The sequence below is a fragment of the Pseudomonas sp. Marseille-Q0931 genome (genome assembly GCF_940789645.1).
GTDB lineage: Bacteria > Pseudomonadota > Gammaproteobacteria > Pseudomonadales > Pseudomonadaceae > Aquipseudomonas.
In genome coordinates this window covers 253,784-271,241 of sequence record NZ_CALNWT010000007.1, presented here as the reverse complement: position 1 = coordinate 271,241, position 17,458 = coordinate 253,784, and the positions used below count along the sequence as shown (strand labels likewise).

Genomic DNA, 17,458 nt, shown 5'->3' with positions numbered 1-17,458 from the left:
AATACTGCTTGGGTTTTGAGAAAACCCTAAACCTGGCTCAGCAATCGCAAATCTCTCTATTACTAAAGAGGTAACTCTCGAATTAACGAGTGTTGCTTTGTGATGCTGATAATCAGTTGACTATCAGTCTTACCTCACAAGCACCCACACGAATTGCTTGATTCAGTTGTTAAAGAACAGTTGGTTAAGCTTTTCGTCTCAACCGAGGCCGCGCATTCTACAGCAGCCTTTCTATCTGTCAAGCTGTTTTTCGAATTTGTTTCCGGAGAAACTTCTTTCTACTCAACCACTTGCGCCTTCGATCAGAACTTCTTCTCTCCAGCGGGAGGCGCATTCTACAGCGTTCAAAACCGCTGTCAACACCTCTTTTCTACCGCTTTCGATCCATTCGACCGAACCACCAACAGGATCAAACCGCCACCCTGTCGACCGGCGCGCATTCTACACGCCAGATTCAGTTTTGCAAGCCCTTCATTTAACTTAACTTATTGATTAGCAAGAAGTTTTTGAAGCGCTTCATCACTGAAGTGGCGCGCATTCTACATGAGCAGAGATGCCTGTAAACCCCTTTGCTGTAAAAAATCTGCAATCAATGGCTTCGCGGCTCCGCCCGCACATCTTCTCTATATAGAGAAAGCGCTCAAACCACTCCGGCTCGCCGCAGCGCGGCTATCTGCGACGCATCCAGGCCCAGCAGACGCTGCAGCACGGCCTCGCTGTCCTGGCCCAGCAACGGCGGTGCGGAACGATAGGCTACCGGCGTCTCCGACAGGCGCAATGGACTGGCCACCTGCGGCGTGGTACTGCCCAGCCCGTTGGGCAGCTCCACACGCAGCTCGCGCGCCTGCACCTGCGGATCGGCGAACACCTGCTGCAGGTCGTTGATCGGCCCACAGGGCACACCCGCCTGTTCGAGAAGTTCAATCCATTGCGCCGTGGTCTTGAATACGGTTGCCTGACGCAGCAGCGGAATCAGCTCGACACGATGCGCCACCCGCGCCTTGTTGCTGGCGAAACGGGGATCATCGGCAAGCTGCGCGATGCCCGCCACTTCACAGAACTTGCGGAACTGCCCGTCGTTGCCGACCGCCAGGATGAAGTTACCATCCGCGCTGGGGAAATCCTGATAGGGCACGATATTGGGATGAGCGTTACCCAGACGCTTGGGCGATACACCAGTGGCGAGGTAGTTCATGGCCTGGTTGGCCAGGCAGGCGACTTGCACATCGAGCAACGCCACATCAATGTGCTGACCAACTCCGGACTGCTCACGCTGATTCAGCGCAGCCAGCACCCCCACGGTTGCGTAGAGCCCGGTGAGGATATCGGTCAAGGCCACCCCGACCTTCACCGGCCCGGCCCCTTCTTCACCTTCCGGACGCCCGGTCAGGCTCATCAGACCGCCCAGCCCCTGGATCATGAAGTCGTAGCCAGCGCGCTTGGCATAGGGCCCGGTCTGACCGAAGCCGGTAATGGAACAGTAGATCAAGCGCGGATTGATCGCCTTCAGGGACTCATAATCCAACCCATAGGCTGCCAGCCCGCCCACCTTGAAGTTTTCCAACAGCACATCGCACTGTGCGACCAGCTCACGCACCAGACGCTGCCCTTCAGGCTGGGTGAAATCCAGGGTCAACGATTGCTTGTTGCGGTTGGCGCTCTGGAAGTAAGCCGCTTCCCGCGAGTCGTTACCCTCTGCGTCCTTTATATAAGGAGGCCCCCAGTGTCGCGTGTCGTCACCGGCTCCCGGCCGTTCGACCTTGATTACTTCGGCACCGAGGTCGCCGAGAATCTGCCCGCACCAGGGGCCTGCGAGTACGCGGGAAAGATCGAGCACGCGGATATGGGACAGAGCACCGGACATGGAGATTCTCCGCAAGGTGCGCCGGGCGCACCATGGATCGGTTAACAGGAGTGTCCTTAGAAGAACGCCTGAATGCCGGTCTGTGCACGACCGAGGATCAGCGCATGCACGTCATGAGTGCCCTCGTAGGTATTGACCACCTCGAGGTTGACCAGGTGACGGGCAATGCCGAACTCGTCGCTGATACCATTGCCACCCAGCATGTCGCGCGCCATACGCGCGATATCCAGCGCCTTGCCGCAGCTGTTGCGCTTCATGATGGAGGTGATTTCCACGGCAGCGGTGCCTTCATCCTTCATCCGACCGAGACGCAGGCAGCCTTGCAGCGCCAGGGTGATCTCGGTCTGCATATCGGCGAGTTTCTTCTGGATCAGCTGATTGGCCGCCAACGGACGGCCGAACTGATTGCGATCGAGCACGTACTGGCGCGCGGTGTGCCAGCAGAACTCGGCAGCGCCCAGCGCACCCCAGCTGATGCCGTAACGGGCAGAGTTCAGACAGGTGAATGGACCACGCAGACCGCGCACATCCGGAAAGGCGTTCTCTTCAGGGCAGAACACGTTGTCCATGACGATCTCGCCGGTGATCGACGCACGCAGGCCAACCTTGCCGTGAATCGCCGGAGCGGAGAGGCCTTCCCAACCTTTCTCCAGAACGAAGCCGCGGATCTCACCGGCATCGTCCTTGGCCCAGACCACGAAGACATCGGCGATCGGGCTATTGGTGATCCACATCTTGCTGCCGCTCAGGCGGTAGCCACCTTCGACTTTTTTGGCGCGGGTGGCCATCGAGCCGGGGTCGGAACCATGGTTCGGCTCGGTCAGGCCGAAGCAGCCGATGTACTCGCCACTGGCCAGCTTGGGCAGATACTTCTGCTTGGTCGCTTCATTGCCGAACTCGTTGATCGGCACCATCACCAGCGAGGACTGCACGCTCATCATCGAACGGTAGCCGGAATCGATGCGCTCCATCTCACGGGCGATCAAGCCGTAGCAGACATAGTTGAGACCACTGCCACCGTAGGCTTCGGGAATGGTCGCGCCCAGCAGGCCGGTTTCGCCCATCTCGCGGAAGATCTTCGGATCAGTCTGCTCGTGACGGAACGCCTCCAGCACGCGCGGCGCCAGCTTGTCGTCGGCGAACTGCTGGGCGCTGTCGCGCACCATGCGCTCTTCTTCGGTCAGTTGCTGGTCGAGCAGCAGCGGGTCGATCCAGTTGAAGCTTGCCTTGGCCATCGTGAAAACCTCGAAGCAGTGACGTGAGCGGTCGACGCTGCCGACCCGGAATAATCTCGATCCTAGGTCGGCTTTGCGCATAGGACAAACGCAGATTTCGCACAGACCTGTGCTTTTCTATCACTTCGAGATAGCTTAACTGGCTGTATTTGTCACCTATGTGTGAGGCTTACGCATAATGCGCCGCAAGATTCCCAGCACTGCCGCCCTCGTTGCCTTCGAGTCGGCTGCTCGTCATCAGAGTTTCACCAAGGCCGCCGAGGAGCTAAGCCTGACGCAGAGTGCAATCTGCAGGCAGATCGGCGGTCTGGAGAGTTTTCTCAATGTCGAGCTGTTCCGCCGCTCACGGCGCGGCGTGGTACTGACCGAAGCCGGCGTCGCTTACAGCCGCAAGGTAGCTGCGCAACTCGATGCCGTGGAGCGCGACACCCTCGCGCTGATGGGCAATCAGGGCACAGCCAGCATCGAGCTGGCCGTAGTGCCGACCTTCGGTACGCAGTGGCTGCTACCACGCCTGCGTGCTTTCCAGCAGTTGCACCCGGAAGTCACGGTACATCTGACCAACCGCACACGCCCCTTCCTGTTCGCCGACACCCACTTCGATGCCGCCATCTATTACGGCGATGCCGAATGGTCGGGTACGCAGGCGCACTTTCTGATGCACGAGCACCTGCTACCGGTCTGCAGCCCGGCGCTTCTGGGCGATGCCCCGGTGGACGCCGCACGCATCGCTGCGCTGCCATTGCTGCAGCAGACCACTCGCCCCTACGCCTGGCGCCAATGGTTCGCCGCCCAAGGCATGAACGTGGCGCGCGACATGACCGGCCCACGCCTGGAGCTATTCTCCATGCTGGCCCAGGCGGCGCAGCATGAGATGGGCATCGCACTGATTCCGCCCTTCCTGATTCAACGCGAGCTGAAAGACGGGAGCCTGGTCATCGCCCTCGATCGTGCTGTACCCAACAACGACCGCGCCTATTACCTGATGGTGCCAGAGCGCAAGGCCGAGTCTTCGGCGCTCAAAGCCTTCCGCGACTGGCTACTTGTGCAGGCCGCCACGTATCGCCAGGCATGAAACACTCTCGCAGTTATCACGCATTGAGAACAATCGTTCACCTGTACGACCAAAATCAACACGAGTAGCGCGCATAAAGTCACACTACAACGTCTTCTCTGAATCTATCCGCGTCAAGACCAGTACTTTCGGGCTATTCCACTATTTCGAACGCTCTGTTCGTCACCTTTCACACAATAGCCAATACGACCAGCGGTCATTCGCTTAATGAATGACAAAATGGCCCTCAAAGTCTCGTGCCATGTGCTCTTCATGAGAAACGACGCGGCCTGCGCGAAGTATAAAAATCCCTCATAGACCCATTACTTGTAGTAATCCATTTTTTTTACTCCATAACTTCTTGTAAGGGTCCGAGTTCGATTGCACAATCGCGGCGCCCGCCAAGTTCGGGAAAGTTTTGTGCTGATCCCCAATCGCCGGCGCGCCAGCGCAGTGCACCGGTTCACAAGAAAGATCACGCAGGAGATTAGAAGTGCACATCGGTGTTCCTCTCGAAACCCATGCCGGGGAAACGCGGGTTGCCGCGACCCCAGAGACGATCAAGAAGTTGGTCGGCCAAGGTCATCAGGTGATCGTGCAGGCCGGGGCCGGCATCAGCGCCAGCATTCCGGACAGCGCTTACGAGGCTGCTGGCGCGACCATCGGCAACGAGACGAGCGCTTTCGGCGCCGACCTTGTGCTGAAGGTGGTCGCACCAACCGAAGCCGAGCTCGCTCAGATGAAAGCCGGGGCCGTGTTGGTTGGCATGCTCAACCCGTTCTGCAACGACACCATCGCACGCATGAACGCCCGCGGCATCGTCGCCTTCGCCCTGGAGGCTGCGCCGCGCACCTCCCGCGCGCAAAGCCTGGACGTGCTCAGTTCGCAGGCCAACATCGCCGGCTACAAGGCCGTGATGCTCGCCGCCAATTACTACCCACGCTTCATGCCAATGCTGATGACCGCTGCCGGTACCGTTAAGGCCGCCCGCGTGCTGATTCTCGGCGCTGGCGTCGCTGGCCTGCAGGCCATCGCCACGGCCAAGCGCCTGGGTGCAGTGATCGAGGCCTCCGATGTGCGCCCTGCAGTCAAAGAGCAGATCGAATCGCTCGGCGCCAAGTTCGTCGACGTACCGTTCGAGACCGATGAAGAGCGCGAGTGTGCACAAGGTGTTGGCGGTTATGCCCGTCCGATGCCCGCTTCATGGATGGAGCGTCAGGCCAGGGCTGTGCATGAGCGCGCCAAGCAGGCCGATATCGTCATCACCACGGCACTGATTCCGGGCCGCAAGGCGCCGACGCTTCTTCATGAAAGCACGGTTGCTGAAATGAAGCCTGGCTCCGTGGTCATCGATCTGGCTGCAGCCCAAGGTGGCAACTGCCCGTTGACCGAGGCCGACAAGGTGGTGATCAAGCACGGCGTTACCTTCGTCGGCCACACCAACCTGGCCGCCCTGGTGCCGGCGGACGCCTCGGCGCTGTACGCACGCAACCTGCTGGACTTCCTCAAGCTCGTGATCGACAAGGATGGCCAGTTCCAGCTCAACCTCGAAGACGACATCGTCGCGGCCTGCCTGATGTGCAACGCCGGCGAAATCGTGCGCAAGAACGGCTAAGGAGTAGAGACATGGATCTGATTTCCGACGGTATCTACAACCTGATCATCTTCGTGCTGGCCATTTATGTCGGCTATCACGTGGTCTGGAACGTCACCCCGGCCCTGCATACCCCGCTGATGGCCGTGACCAATGCCATTTCCGCCATCGTGATCGTTGGCGCCATGCTGGCCGCCGCGCTCACCGTCACCCCGCTGGGCAAGGCCATGGGCACCTTGGCCGTGGCCCTGGCGGCGGTCAACGTGTTCGGCGGCTTCCTGGTCACCCGACGCATGTTGGAAATGTTCAAGAAGAAGGCGCGTGCCGTTGAAATAAAGAGCGCGCAGGTGGAGAAGCACTAAATGAGCATGAACCTGATCACTGTTCTCTACCTCGTCGCCTCGGTGTGCTTCATCCAGGCGCTCAAAGGTCTGTCGCACCCGACCACGTCGCGGCGCGGCAACCTGTTCGGCATGATCGGCATGGCCATCGCCGTACTGACCACCGTGGGCCTAATTCACAAGCTGGGCAGCGAACTGGCCGTACAGGGCCTGGGCTTCGTCATCGTCGGCCTGCTGGTCGGTGGCAGCATCGGCACCATCATGGCCAAGCGCGTCGAGATGACCAAAATGCCCGAGCTGGTCGCCTTCATGCACAGCATGATCGGTCTGGCTGCGGTATTCATCGCCATCGCCGCCGTGGTCGAGCCGCAGTCGCTGGGCATCGTCGCCGCGCTGGGTGATGCGATCCCGGCCGGTAACCGCCTGGAACTGTTCCTCGGTGCAGCCATCGGCGCCATCACCTTCTCCGGTTCGGTGATCGCCTTCGGCAAGCTGTCGGGCAAGTACAAGTTCCGCCTGTTCCAGGGCGCGCCTGTCGTGTTCAAGGGTCAGCACCTGGTCAACCTGGTGATCGGCCTGGCGATCCTCGGCCTGGGTCTGTACTACACCTTCACCGGCGACATCACGGCCTTCGCCGTGCTGGTGGCGCTGGCCTTCGTCATCGGCGTGCTGATCATCATCCCCATCGGCGGCGCCGACATGCCGGTGGTGGTGTCGATGCTCAACTCGTATTCCGGTTGGGCGGCCGCCGGTATCGGCTTCTCGCTGAACAACTCGATGCTGATCGTCGCCGGCTCGCTGGTGGGATCTTCGGGCGCCATCCTCTCGTACATCATGTGCAAGGCGATGAACCGCTCGTTCTTTAACGTCATCCTCGGTGGCTTCGGCGCCGATGCCGACGCGGGCGCAGCCGCTGGTAGCCAGGAGCAGCGCAGCGTGAAGTCGGGCTCTTCCGACGACGCCGCCTTCCTGCTGACCAACGCTGACACCGTGGTCATCGTGCCCGGCTACGGCCTGGCGGTGGCCCGAGCCCAGCACGCGCTGATGGAGCTGGCGGAGAAGCTGACCCACCGTGGAGTGACCGTGAAGTACGCGATCCACCCGGTTGCCGGGCGCATGCCGGGCCATATGAACGTATTGCTGGCCGAGGCCGAGGTGCCGTACGAGCAGGTGTTCGAGATGGAGGACATCAACTCCGAGTTCGGCCAGACCGACGTGGTGCTGGTGCTCGGTGCCAACGACGTGGTTAACCCGGCAGCGAAGAACGATCCGAAGTCGCCGATCGCCGGTATGCCGATCCTTGAGGCGTACAAAGCCAAGACCGTGATCGTTAACAAGCGCTCGATGGCCAGCGGTTACGCCGGCCTGGACAACGAACTGTTCTACATGGACAAGACCATGATGGTCTTTGGTGACGCCAAGAAAGTCATCGAGGACATGGTCAAGGCTGTGGAATAAGACCTGACCACCTAGACAAGAAACCCGGCCATGTGCCGGGTTTCTCGTTTTATGGCACGGGTAAAAACCTGATTTTCAGGTCAGTCGCCACAACAGATCAATTGCAAACTGTACTGCTCGCAAAACTAGCTTTATGGGGTTGCACCCAGTTAAAAATCTCGCATAAATCGGTTGCACCCAGCTTTTTCACTTATGACCAGTACAGCTTCTTCAAATCCTGACCGAACAGTTACAAAGCAACCTATCTAATAGCACAACAATTTCATCCAGCTGTGACTACTGAGTCCCAACCCCGCTCGGGATAATTTGCTCATCGAAAGCAAAACACCAGACCCGCCACAAGCGGAAGGATGACCACCATGGAACGTACCCTCAGTTCCGCCCTGCTTCAAACTCACAGCGTTGCCAGCGACAAATCGGCCTGGCCGCTCCGTGTGCTTGCCACCCTCAGCCTGTGGCAGCGCCGCATCGTCAGCCGTCGTCAACTGGCTCGACTGGATGCCCGCCTGCTTGCTGATGCCGGCATCACCGAAAATCAGCGTTACGTCGAACTGCAGAAGCCGTTCTGGCGCTGATACCCCGCTTTGCTCCATCCCTAAATTGGGATCTTCTGAGAGCTCCACCGTCTCTGCTGCGGTGGGGCTTTCGTTTTATTCAGCCTCGGCAATTCAAAAATCACAGCTTGATTGCCGCGCGAGTTACGTTTCCCGCTCAGCACTGCGACTTACGCTCGTACAGGTCTCGATACAGCCGCGCCGTCTGCTGCCCCATACGCTGCGCGGTGAAGAGCTGCTCATAGCGCTGCCTGGCTTTGAGTCCCATCTGCAGAGATCGCTCGGGGTTATCCCATAGCCGCGACTACGGATAAAGACATAGCTCAAGGCCGCACTTGGCGACTTTTTAACTCAATAGTTAGCTCCCTTACTATGATCAGATATTGGCAAACGCCGGGGGCCAAGCAATGCTAAGGACAATCCGCATCGGTCATTGCCTTGCGCGAGGTATCTTGAATACCGCGTAAAGTCCGAGTCACCAGTTGGTCCGCCGCCGCCGCCCAGTCGACCCATTGCCAATGCTCGACCGCACGGGCGGCTGGAAAACGTCCAGATAGCTCGAACGCCTTGATCCGCTCAACCAAACTGGCTGGGTCGTGTAGATCGAAGTAGGCCATGAAGTCCTGACCTACTTCGCGGAACACCGGAATATCACTAGCCATCACAGGCAGACCTCGCTGCATGGCTTCTACCAGCGGCAAGCCAAAACCTTCGGCGTGCGAGGGAAACACCAGTGCACGAGCGTTGGAATAGGCGAACTCAAGACTCTTGTCGTTGACGTCATTGAACATGAACAAGCGTTTACCATACTGCGGATGACGCTTGATACGTTCAATCAACGCCTCGCACTTCCAGCCAATCTTGCCGATGATGCAAAGACACACGTCAGCACCGTCTGCCCAAAGAAGCTCGAAAGCATCAAGCAAATAGGCATGGTTTTTACGCGGCTCGACCGTGCTTACCATCAAGTAGACTGGCACCTGCTGCTCAAACATCCTCCGCACGTTTTTGTGCAGCACTGCAGCTGGCCGGTTCAGATCAAGCTCAGAACCCAAGTGGAAGTATCCATGCCAACGCTGCGCCGCCTCGGCAGGGCCCAAACGATTCTGCAGTTCAGCGTCTACCTGCTTACTTACGGTCTGTGAGATAGCCATAAAACCATCAGCAGTTTTCGACACCCAGTCAAACCAACGATCAAAAACCTTGACCAAGCCAGCGTCGCAGAACTGAGGATGGGTAAGCGGGATCAGATCGTAGATGACCGAAATAATGCCAATACCCCGGTTCTTCAGACGTTCAGCCAGCTCGAAGAAATCGGCGTGCCATGAAGAATCGAGTAACAACAGTTGATCGCCGTCCCGCACCTGGAGTTCCACCGCCCGCTGCGGTGCTGGCTGAGCGTTGCGATTGAGCCAGAGCAGGCCACGTAACGGTAAGGTAATACCCAGGCTCAACAACTTGCAGGGCCAATAAAGCAGACGCTTGGCAAACGCCGTGTCGCGGAACGGGAGCAAGCGCTCGAGGCGCGCGTGCAGGCACCAGTAACGATTACGCGCGTGATCCAGGCGCATAATCAGCCTCTGCCGCCAACTTTTGGCGCGGTCGACTGCCAACGGCTCTAGGCTCAACACACGATATAAACGCCCGCCGCTTATCATTACTGGCACGCATTCGACACCCACCTGCACACCCGACAGATTCCCGATGATATTGCGCACCACGCGCTGAATTCCGGAATTATCCTGGGGATGTTCGTAGACATAGGTACACTCGACCAACAACCGCATCCCATTGCTCCTCAGTGACTGGCTTCGGCGGCCAATGAGCCGCTGCGCTCAATGGCGACCTGCGAATCGAGCCAGGCGCAACCGACGAAATCGGGCTGCTGAACATTGATCACGTGAAATACCAAGGCGTAATCGCGCCACTCGTAATTCTTGTCCAGGTGAGAATCGAGTCGCGAGAGAGAAAGGGCAATCGAATAATTGCCCTTGCCAAGGCGCACCGGAAAGCGGAATTCGTAGGTCACCCGTTCACCAGCGGTGAGATTCTCCAGCGCGCGCTGCAGACGATGGGTATTGATGCCGTAGATCGGCTGCCCCATGCGGTCCTTGATCATGAAGCCCAGCACCAGTCGTGGAATATCTATCTTGATATCCACCACCACCCGCAGTGTGACGGTGCTGCCGACGGAAAGCACCTCGATTCGCTGCCCCTGCTCGTTAAATAAGCCTATATCAGCGAATCCTGCCTCCCCGGTACCAGATATCGTGCGGATCTGGCCTCCTTCCAGGCGCTCCTGGCGGACGGTCTGCTGTTCCTTTTCGGCCAGCATGGCGCTGTAGAAATCCATCACTTCTTCCGGCGCACCTTCAAGCGCCAGTCGCCCATTGACTAGCAAAATGGCACGATCGCACAGCGACTGAATTGCCTGCCGATCATGGGACACAATCAGAAGAGTAGTGCCCGCCTTACGAAACTCGCGGATGCGGTCGAAACTCTTGTGCTGGAAATAAGCGTCTCCCACCGAAAGTGCTTCATCCACAATCAACACATCGGGGCGCCGGGCGGTGGCAACGCTGAATGCCAGGCGCATCTGCATGCCGCTCGAATATGTACGAACTGGATGATCAATATACTCACCTATTTCGGCAAATGCCTCGATCTCAGGCATCAGGTGCTGCAGCTCCTCCATGCCAAGACCGAGCAGTTGTCCGGCCATAAACACGTTCTGCCGACCCGTGAAGTCCGCGTGGAAGCCCATACCTAGCTCCAGAAGAGCTGCGACACGACCATCGATGTGAATGCTCCCGGCGTTGGGCTGTGTTGTGCCGGTGATCATCTTCAATAGCGTGCTCTTTCCAGCACCGTTAACCCCAATGATCCCCAGTGCATCTCCAGGCTGAACGCAAAACGAGATGTCCCGAAGAACCCAATTCAACTGGTGCCGCGGTCTGCCGAAGGGGATTACCCATTCCCCCAGACGCGACCAGCGCGACGGGTATTGCTTATAGGCCTTGCCAAGGCCACTGACCTGAATACTGCCCATCAGAGTTCATCCACCATTTCGCCGGAGCGTTTGCGGAACAATTGCAATGCCAAGGCACAGAGCGCCACTGAGACCAGTGTGATGGGGAGCAGCGAGCCCCAATCGGGCCAACGGCCATAAACAAATATGCCTTGGTACGCCGTGATCACAGGCATCATCGGATTCAGATCGAGCACCGGACGAACGGCCTCCGGCAAAATTGAAGCTGGATAGACGATAGGGGTAAACCAAAACCAAAACTGCAGGAGGATACCGGTGAACTGACCGACATCGCGGAAGAACACGTTAAGCACCCCTAGGGTGATACCCAGGCCAATGGAAAATGTCACCTGCACCAATAGTACGGGCAACACGGCCAGCAATGCGAAACCGGGAAAGGTCTGGGTCAGCAACAGAAAACAGAGGAACAACGCAAAGATGATGGCGAAGTTCACAGAGGCATTCAGCACTACGATTAATGGTAGACAGATGCGCGGAAAACTCAGTTTCTTAATCAGATTGGCATGCTCGAGAAACACAGACTGACTGCGCCCGATAACTTCAGCGAAGAAGCCCCATGCGATAATTCCCGCACATAAATAAATGCCGTAAGCAAGGCTGTGTTCGACTCCAGGTAGGCGAGCCTGCATCACTTGGGAGAAAATCACCGTATAGACGATGATCATCGAAAGCGGGTTGAGCACTGTCCATAGCGCGCCGAGCAAAGAGTTGCGATAGCGCGTTTGAAACTCGCGCTTGACGCTGCCCAAGACAAAACCTCGATAGCTCCATACTGCACGGGCCATATTCAAAGCCATTACTTGGTCCCGCCGTATTGGTCAAAACGAACAATGTTTTTATTTCCGAGGTATTCACCAATTTTTATCTCCAGGCCGATAATTCCTGAATGATCCCTGTGGTGCTTGTATTCTTCAGAAATGAAGATTGGGTTGTTGCCACCTTGTGCCAACCGGCCCATATCCGGCCCCCAGGGCTCGCTGCGGTGGTGAAACCTCCGCAGCGACAACGCCGCTCGCGGAAGTGCCACGCGCTTGATCTTGAAGCGCGGGCCCTTCGCAAGCACGTAGGTTTCCCGAGAGTGGTTTGCCAAACGGTGTGGACGATAAGCGCCATGATCGCTTGCCTTCAATTGCCTACCCACCTGACGCACTCGCTGCGAGCGCTCGGCATAAGCAATTAACCGTATGTTTCTTGTATAAATGCCAATGAAGCCACCGTCACGCTTAGCCTCAATATTGCCGAGATAATACTCGCACTGCTTGTCGAGATTGATCCTCGCCACGTTAGCTGTGATTTTGCGACTGATAAACTCAATACCGCATAACGGCAATTCGTAGTCAGCCAGGACGCTACCCGATATATGCGGACTCAAGCTGTCGCGGTAAAACAACGTATTCCAATAATTATATCGACGGTTTTCACCAAGGATCAGCGCACTTCTATCCATATTATTATGTTTCTCTAGCGGCCCAGTCAGAGAGCACACTCTGTAAGGTATCCGTAATATGTACGCCAGGTTTCCACCCGGTTTCTCTCTGTAATTTTTCGGAACTACCGACAACCCTACGCTGCTCAGCTCGTCGCATGCGAGCCGAGTCTTGCACCAGCTCTACTTCAACGCCCGCCAAACGGGCCATTTCCCCTATCATGTCGCGCACTTTGCGCTCCAGGCCAGAACATACGTTGTAAATTTCACCGCTCACGCCCCTGTCCAGCAGGAGGAGATATGCCTCAATAACATCGCGGACATCGAGAAAGTCTCGAGTTACATCAATATCCCCCACATCCAAGCGCGGTGACTGAAAGCCCCGTTTTACTCTTACTAACTGCCTGGCCATACTGGAAATCACGAACGATTCGCTCTGCCCAGCGCCTATATGATTGAATGGCCGCGCAATCATAATGCGCCAAGGTTCAGCATAGCTCCACTGCTGGCACAATAGTTCGGCAGAAACTTTGCTGACCGCGTAGGGATTGCGCGGACGCGGTGCCAGAAGTTCCGAAATTGGCATTTGCGACTCATCTACATGGCCATAAACATCGCCCGAGCTAACATATAAAAAAGTACCGCTGAAGCCTTTTCGTTTGAGTGCCTGGAGAAGGTTAAGAGTACCTAGCGTATTGATTTGCAGAGTACGCGCTGGGTCGCGGAAAGCCTCGGGCACAAAAGTCTGGCCAGCAAGGTGGATCACTGCATCGGGGCAGTCATCAGCCAGCCACTCATCGAGCGTTTCCGCAGCTGTCAGATCGTGTGGCTGCGCTGCCATCAGCCGCCAGCCGCCAGCAGTAGGTACCTTTAGGCGCGCTTCAAGGTGCCGTCCGACAAAGCCGCTCAAGCCAGTTACAAGTAATTTTTTCACCTAACCTCCAATTTCGCTCGGTAGCATCGCAGCCTCAGCCCTTGAGGCGCGACGATAACGGAGTTTTCAGCCGGCCCCAGCCAGCGGTTAACAGCCGGACCACAGACCATAGCCAGCTGCCATATACAGCTTCTAACTGGGCCTCCGAAGCCTGCGCCCGCTGAAGCGTGGCGGACAGCTGATCTTGCAAATCTCGCGCTTCTGCCAGCGGAAAGCTCAACCGGTGGCCTCGGCATAGTTGGAATTCGTCAAGAATATTCGGTGGCATGCTCAGCGGCCGCAACAACTCGGAGCGTTCCGTTGCCACGTAATAGCGGTTGATCCCATCGCACAATGCCGCCTGATAACCGGCCTGCAGGATCAGCGCCTCCCACTCAGGCACCTTGTCAAAGGCAGACTCGATCAGAATGAGCCAGGGCCGCCAGCGCTGAAAATCCATTCCCTGCAAGACGTTGCGCTCGAAGCCTTCGACATCGATTTTCAGAAAATGAAAGGGCAAAGTGGCTGACAGATGCTCCTCGCAGATATCCCTGAGACGCTTCGTTTGTACGGTGCGCTGCACGAACGGAATACCTTCGGCCCGCTGTTGCTCGGCCATCTCCTCGCTCAGGGTGGAGAGCCCGGTGTCAGCAGACTCGAAGAAGGTCAGCTCGCCCTGCTCGTCTCCGACCGCCACGCATAGGTTGATGTCCTGGGGGCGCTCCTGACACAAGGCGTCATGGTAATGCTTGACCGGCTCGATATTGATTCCGCGCCAGCCCCGCTCATATAGCGAACGCGTCACCGAGTCGAGAGTGGGATGGTTTGCGCCCACATCGACATATTGGCCAGGGCCGAACAACTTGAATGTACGCCAGAGCATCACATCCTCGAAGTTCTGGGCGTATGAGATGAATACTGGCGCGGTCTGCTTGCTCATGAATTCCACCGCTCAAAGAGCGCTCCGGTTGTAGAACGGTCGTATCACTGTCGTTATTGTTACCGCAGTCCGAATTCCTGCCTGCCGCAACGGCCAGCTCATAGCGGTTTGCGCGCAATCACTACTTGGCTCTTGGGCATCACACCATCCAGCGCAGCCTTGATACGCGGGCCGGCCGGTAGCGACAGCAGCGTCGACCAGGTCTGTCCCCAGCTCTCCAGCAGAGGTTGCCAGGGCGGGTTGAGCGGCTGGTTCTCACAAGCCCAATACAAGGACCACCATACGGCATGGTAGAAGCCATATTGCATGCTGCTCTCCACGCTCAGCCCCGAGTCGCGCGCCAGTTGCTCCAGCTCGCCACGCTTGAAAATGCGAATATGGTTGGGCCGCTCGAAATAGGCCGAAGGCGCAATGTGCTTCTGCACCCCTTCGATGACCTCGTCCGGTACCGTCAGCAGAAAAAGTGCCCCCGGCATGGCGACTCGTACGAGTTCGCTCATGAACTGCTGGGGGCTATCCACATGCTCGAGAACCTCCATCGCCACCACCCGGCTGATTACCTCATCGGGCAACGGCAGCGGGTTGGCATCGGTGACCAGCGTGCGCACGCTACGCGCGCCTTCTTTTTCGAGCCGGGCGCGTGCCGTATCGAGCTTGTGGGCATCGACGTCGGCAAGGATCATTTCGGCCCCCTGGCGCGCGCTGAACAGCGCATAACCACCCTCTCCACAGCCGATATCCAGAACGACGTCCTCGGCCGTGATCGCAAAACCGCGAACCAGCTCTCCCGTCTCGTTCTGCAGCCATCCACTCTGGTGAATATCGATCAGCCCTATATCGATCTCCGGCTCGCCAGGCGCAGCCGCTGGCGCTTCACTGGAAACACTTGGCTGCGGCTGATCAAGAGGTTGTAGCAAACGCTTCAAACGATCGAGCATGGAGACTTCCTGGTGCGGCCATATGCCGAGCATGCGGGGTTTCAGGGGCCGGACACTGCGCTGGCCGGGTTGGGTGAGCGGTCGTCCTGGCTGCCGGTATTCGCCGCCGGCTCGCGGTCTGTCTGTAGAAAGCGCCTTGCCATAGCAGCGCCGTGCCGGCGCAAGGGCGTTTCGATAAAGCGATAGTTGAGCTCACTGCAGGCGATGATCAGCGCAGCCGCCGTGAACAGGAATGGATAGAACAGCTCCTCGCCAGGTGCTGACTCAGGACTCACGCGATGCCAGATTTCACGCGTGGCGAAAAACGCCGGCACATGGATCAGATAGATGGCATAGGAGCGGCTTCCGACCCACAGCAGCACCTGCCTGAGAGGATTGGCCGGCACGAACAGACGCAGGTCGTAAGAGGCCATCCAGACCAGTAAGGCCGAAAGCACGGCAAACAGGCTGAAGCGGTACGACACCACATTCAGCACTTCGGAGCCCACCACGCCCATGCAGAGAAAGATGCCGGCCATCACCGCCGTGCCCACGCCTTGCCGGCGCAGGAACTCGGGGCGCACCAGAGCGTAGCTGGCGTGCTGACTCCAGATCGCCAACAGTACGCCGAGGGCAATGGCATCGGTGCGGAACATCACGCTCAGCAGCGTTCGGCTCGACAGCAGTTGGACGATCACCACGGCGATCAGCACATAAGGCAGGTAGCGCCGGGTCAGCAGCGCCAGCAGGGGCAAAACCAGATAGAACTGCTCCTCCAGCGACAGGGTCCAGTAGACGAAGCTGGCACCATATTCACGACTACCGAAGGTTTCTGCGAAGCGCAGGTTCGCCACCTGCAGCACGCCGGCTACCGTCGCCTCGACATTTGCCCGCAAGGTGCCGAATGCTCCCGAGTCGTTGAACAGGAAGGATGCCAGCAGTATCAGCGCCAGCCAGATCCAGGCCGACGGCAGCAGGCGCCAGGCCCGACGAATCCAGAATGCAACGGTAATGCGGGTAGACATCTGTGCGTTGTCGCTGGCTTGCAATCTGGGTAACAGATCACGCGCGATGACGAAGCCGGAAATTGCAAAGAACAGGTCAACACCAAAACCGCCACCGAAATAGACACCCAGACGCGCCAGTGCCGGTGTGGTCCAGGTAAACAGGTTGCCCAGCGCATGATGTAAAACCACGAAAAGCACAGCGAACGCGCGCAGTATCTCGATATCGTCGATCCTTCTGCTCATGGCTGCTGCCCCACTGCAAGCGGCTTGCGTGCCAGGATGATCTGAGTCTTGGGCAACGCATCGTCCAGAGCCCGGCGAATCCTGTCTCCTCCGGGCAAGTGAATGGTCTGGTGCCACAGTGACGCCCACTGGTCGAGCAACGGATTGAACGGTCCATGGATCTGATCATGGGTCGCCCCCTGGAACACATGGCCTTCCGCCTCCCTGGTGCCCCAGAACAACATCATCCACAGCGTCCAGTAGAAGCCATAGTACTCGCGCGATTCGATCACCAGCCCTGCGCTTTCCACCAGGTCGGCGAACGCATCTCGAGAAAAGACGTTGATATGGTTGGGCGCCTCGAAATGCACGGACGGGGCAATAACCTGCTGCAGCTCCTCGCTGCGCTGATCGGGCACCGAGATGAAGTACTTGGCGCCAGGACGCCCCACACGCACCAATTCACGCAGGATTTCCAGGGGCTGCTCGACATGCTCGAGAACCTCCAGCGCGATGATCCTGGTGGCCAAGGCATCCGGCAAGGGCAGCGGCAGACTGTCCGATACGATGCCCTGCGATTCACGGGCTGGCGTCTGGGCAACCTGCTCACGCAACGACTCGACCTTGTCCGCCTCGCTGTCGGTGAAGATCACATGGGCGCCGCGTCGGGCGCAAAACAGCGTGCTGCCGCCATGCCCGCAGCCCAGATCCAGCACCGTATCGTCCGCGCTGATGGCAAAGCCACGAAACAGCTCATCGGTCTCGTTCTGAAACCAGCCGCCCATTACGGCATCGACCAGACCACAATCCCGAGAGCCGACGCTGCACACCGCTGCTTCGGCCGGATTGACCGCGGATTCCGGTTCAGGACGGGACATGCCCCG

The 17,458-nt window shown here is 58.0% G+C and carries 16 protein-coding genes; 5 read left to right on the top strand and 11 right to left on the bottom strand.

Annotated features, from left to right (window positions below):
• Positions 1-640: 640 nt before the first annotated feature.
• Positions 641-1,864: a CaiB/BaiF CoA transferase family protein gene (locus tag P3C50_RS13760; RefSeq protein ID WP_275546429.1), complete on the bottom strand. Its 1,224-nt coding sequence runs from the start codon at positions 1,862-1,864 to the stop codon at positions 641-643.
• A 56-nt stretch (positions 1,865-1,920) separates the two neighbouring features.
• The gene (locus tag P3C50_RS13755; RefSeq protein ID WP_275546428.1) at positions 1,921-3,099 is read right to left on the bottom strand and encodes an acyl-CoA dehydrogenase; all 1,179 of its coding nucleotides are present in this window, start codon (positions 3,097-3,099) and stop codon (positions 1,921-1,923) included.
• 178 nt (positions 3,100-3,277) lie between these two features.
• Between P3C50_RS13755 and P3C50_RS13750 the strand changes: the two genes are divergently transcribed.
• The 5 genes from P3C50_RS13750 (at position 3,278) to P3C50_RS13730 (ending at position 8,121) form a co-directional block, all read left to right on the top strand.
• Positions 3,278-4,174, top strand: coding sequence for a LysR family transcriptional regulator (locus P3C50_RS13750; RefSeq protein WP_275546427.1), 897 nt, complete (start codon positions 3,278-3,280; stop codon positions 4,172-4,174).
• 472 nt (positions 4,175-4,646) lie between these two features.
• Positions 4,647-5,768, top strand: a complete 1,122-nt coding sequence (locus P3C50_RS13745) for a Re/Si-specific NAD(P)(+) transhydrogenase subunit alpha (RefSeq protein ID WP_275546426.1) — start codon at positions 4,647-4,649, stop codon at positions 5,766-5,768.
• Positions 5,769-5,779: 11 nt separating this feature from the next.
• Complete coding sequence (locus tag P3C50_RS13740; protein WP_275546425.1) at positions 5,780-6,109, top strand: NAD(P) transhydrogenase subunit alpha; 330 nt, start codon at positions 5,780-5,782, stop codon at positions 6,107-6,109.
• The gene (locus P3C50_RS13735; RefSeq protein ID WP_275546424.1) at positions 6,110-7,546 is read left to right on the top strand and encodes an NAD(P)(+) transhydrogenase (Re/Si-specific) subunit beta; all 1,437 of its coding nucleotides are present in this window, start codon (positions 6,110-6,112) and stop codon (positions 7,544-7,546) included. It begins immediately after the preceding gene.
• A gap of 359 nt (positions 7,547-7,905) precedes the next feature.
• Complete coding sequence (locus P3C50_RS13730) at positions 7,906-8,121, top strand: DUF1127 domain-containing protein (RefSeq protein ID WP_275546423.1); 216 nt, start codon at positions 7,906-7,908, stop codon at positions 8,119-8,121.
• Positions 8,122-8,510: 389 nt separating this feature from the next.
• Here P3C50_RS13730 and P3C50_RS13725 read toward each other — a convergent pair whose 3' ends face one another.
• The 9 genes from P3C50_RS13725 to P3C50_RS13685 all read right to left on the bottom strand — a co-directional run bounded on the left by P3C50_RS13725 (position 8,511) and on the right by P3C50_RS13685 (position 17,452).
• Positions 8,511-9,887 carry a glycosyltransferase family 4 protein gene (locus P3C50_RS13725; protein WP_275546422.1) on the bottom strand — a complete coding sequence of 459 codons (1,377 nt, stop codon included), beginning with the start codon at positions 9,885-9,887 and terminating at the stop codon, positions 8,511-8,513.
• Between the two features lie 11 nt (positions 9,888-9,898).
• Positions 9,899-11,149, bottom strand: a complete 1,251-nt coding sequence (locus tag P3C50_RS13720) for an ABC transporter ATP-binding protein (RefSeq protein WP_275546421.1) — start codon at positions 11,147-11,149, stop codon at positions 9,899-9,901.
• On the bottom strand, positions 11,149-11,946 hold the full coding sequence (locus P3C50_RS13715; protein WP_275546420.1) for an ABC transporter permease: 798 nt from the start codon (positions 11,944-11,946) through the stop codon (positions 11,149-11,151). Before P3C50_RS13715 ends, P3C50_RS13720 begins: the two co-directional genes overlap by 1 nt.
• Complete coding sequence (locus tag P3C50_RS13710) at positions 11,946-12,596, bottom strand: GDP-mannose 4,6-dehydratase (RefSeq protein WP_275546419.1); 651 nt, start codon at positions 12,594-12,596, stop codon at positions 11,946-11,948. Before P3C50_RS13710 ends, P3C50_RS13715 begins: the two co-directional genes overlap by 1 nt.
• 4 nt (positions 12,597-12,600) lie before the next feature.
• Complete coding sequence (locus tag P3C50_RS13705) at positions 12,601-13,509, bottom strand: GDP-mannose 4,6-dehydratase (protein WP_275546418.1); 909 nt, start codon at positions 13,507-13,509, stop codon at positions 12,601-12,603.
• Between the two features lie 34 nt (positions 13,510-13,543).
• On the bottom strand, positions 13,544-14,428 hold the full coding sequence (locus P3C50_RS13700; RefSeq protein ID WP_275546417.1) for an FkbM family methyltransferase: 885 nt from the start codon (positions 14,426-14,428) through the stop codon (positions 13,544-13,546).
• 98 nt (positions 14,429-14,526) lie between these two features.
• Positions 14,527-15,366, bottom strand: coding sequence for a methyltransferase domain-containing protein (locus P3C50_RS13695; RefSeq protein ID WP_275546416.1), 840 nt, complete (start codon positions 15,364-15,366; stop codon positions 14,527-14,529).
• Between the two features lie 41 nt (positions 15,367-15,407).
• The gene (locus tag P3C50_RS13690) at positions 15,408-16,595 is read right to left on the bottom strand and encodes an acyltransferase family protein (RefSeq protein ID WP_275546415.1); all 1,188 of its coding nucleotides are present in this window, start codon (positions 16,593-16,595) and stop codon (positions 15,408-15,410) included.
• The gene (locus P3C50_RS13685) at positions 16,592-17,452 is read right to left on the bottom strand and encodes a class I SAM-dependent methyltransferase (protein WP_275546414.1); all 861 of its coding nucleotides are present in this window, start codon (positions 17,450-17,452) and stop codon (positions 16,592-16,594) included. Before P3C50_RS13685 ends, P3C50_RS13690 begins: the two co-directional genes overlap by 4 nt.
• Positions 17,453-17,458: the final 6 nt, after the last annotated feature.

What these genes read in the sequence shown, in the direction of transcription:
- P3C50_RS13760 (WP_275546429.1), bottom strand. Translation starts at nt 1,864, where the DNA reads ATGTCCGGTGCTCTGTCCCATATCCGCGTGCTCGATCTTTCCCGCGTA.
- P3C50_RS13755 (WP_275546428.1), bottom strand. Translation starts at nt 3,099, where the DNA reads ATGGCCAAGGCAAGCTTCAACTGGATCGACCCGCTGCTGCTCGACCAG.
- P3C50_RS13750 (WP_275546427.1), top strand. Translation starts at nt 3,278, where the DNA reads ATGCGCCGCAAGATTCCCAGCACTGCCGCCCTCGTTGCCTTCGAGTCG.
- P3C50_RS13740 (WP_275546425.1), top strand. Translation starts at nt 5,780, where the DNA reads ATGGATCTGATTTCCGACGGTATCTACAACCTGATCATCTTCGTGCTG.
- P3C50_RS13735 (WP_275546424.1), top strand. Translation starts at nt 6,110, where the DNA reads ATGAGCATGAACCTGATCACTGTTCTCTACCTCGTCGCCTCGGTGTGC.
- P3C50_RS13730 (WP_275546423.1), top strand. Translation starts at nt 7,906, where the DNA reads ATGGAACGTACCCTCAGTTCCGCCCTGCTTCAAACTCACAGCGTTGCC.
- P3C50_RS13725 (WP_275546422.1), bottom strand. Translation starts at nt 9,887, where the DNA reads ATGCGGTTGTTGGTCGAGTGTACCTATGTCTACGAACATCCCCAGGAT.
- P3C50_RS13720 (WP_275546421.1), bottom strand. Translation starts at nt 11,149, where the DNA reads ATGGGCAGTATTCAGGTCAGTGGCCTTGGCAAGGCCTATAAGCAATAC.
- P3C50_RS13715 (WP_275546420.1), bottom strand. Translation starts at nt 11,946, where the DNA reads ATGGCTTTGAATATGGCCCGTGCAGTATGGAGCTATCGAGGTTTTGTC.
- P3C50_RS13710 (WP_275546419.1), bottom strand. Translation starts at nt 12,596, where the DNA reads ATGGATAGAAGTGCGCTGATCCTTGGTGAAAACCGTCGATATAATTAT.
- P3C50_RS13700 (WP_275546417.1), bottom strand. Translation starts at nt 14,428, where the DNA reads ATGAGCAAGCAGACCGCGCCAGTATTCATCTCATACGCCCAGAACTTC.
- P3C50_RS13695 (WP_275546416.1), bottom strand. Translation starts at nt 15,366, where the DNA reads ATGCTCGATCGTTTGAAGCGTTTGCTACAACCTCTTGATCAGCCGCAG.
- P3C50_RS13690 (WP_275546415.1), bottom strand. Translation starts at nt 16,595, where the DNA reads ATGAGCAGAAGGATCGACGATATCGAGATACTGCGCGCGTTCGCTGTG.
- P3C50_RS13685 (WP_275546414.1), bottom strand. Translation starts at nt 17,452, where the DNA reads ATGTCCCGTCCTGAACCGGAATCCGCGGTCAATCCGGCCGAAGCAGCG.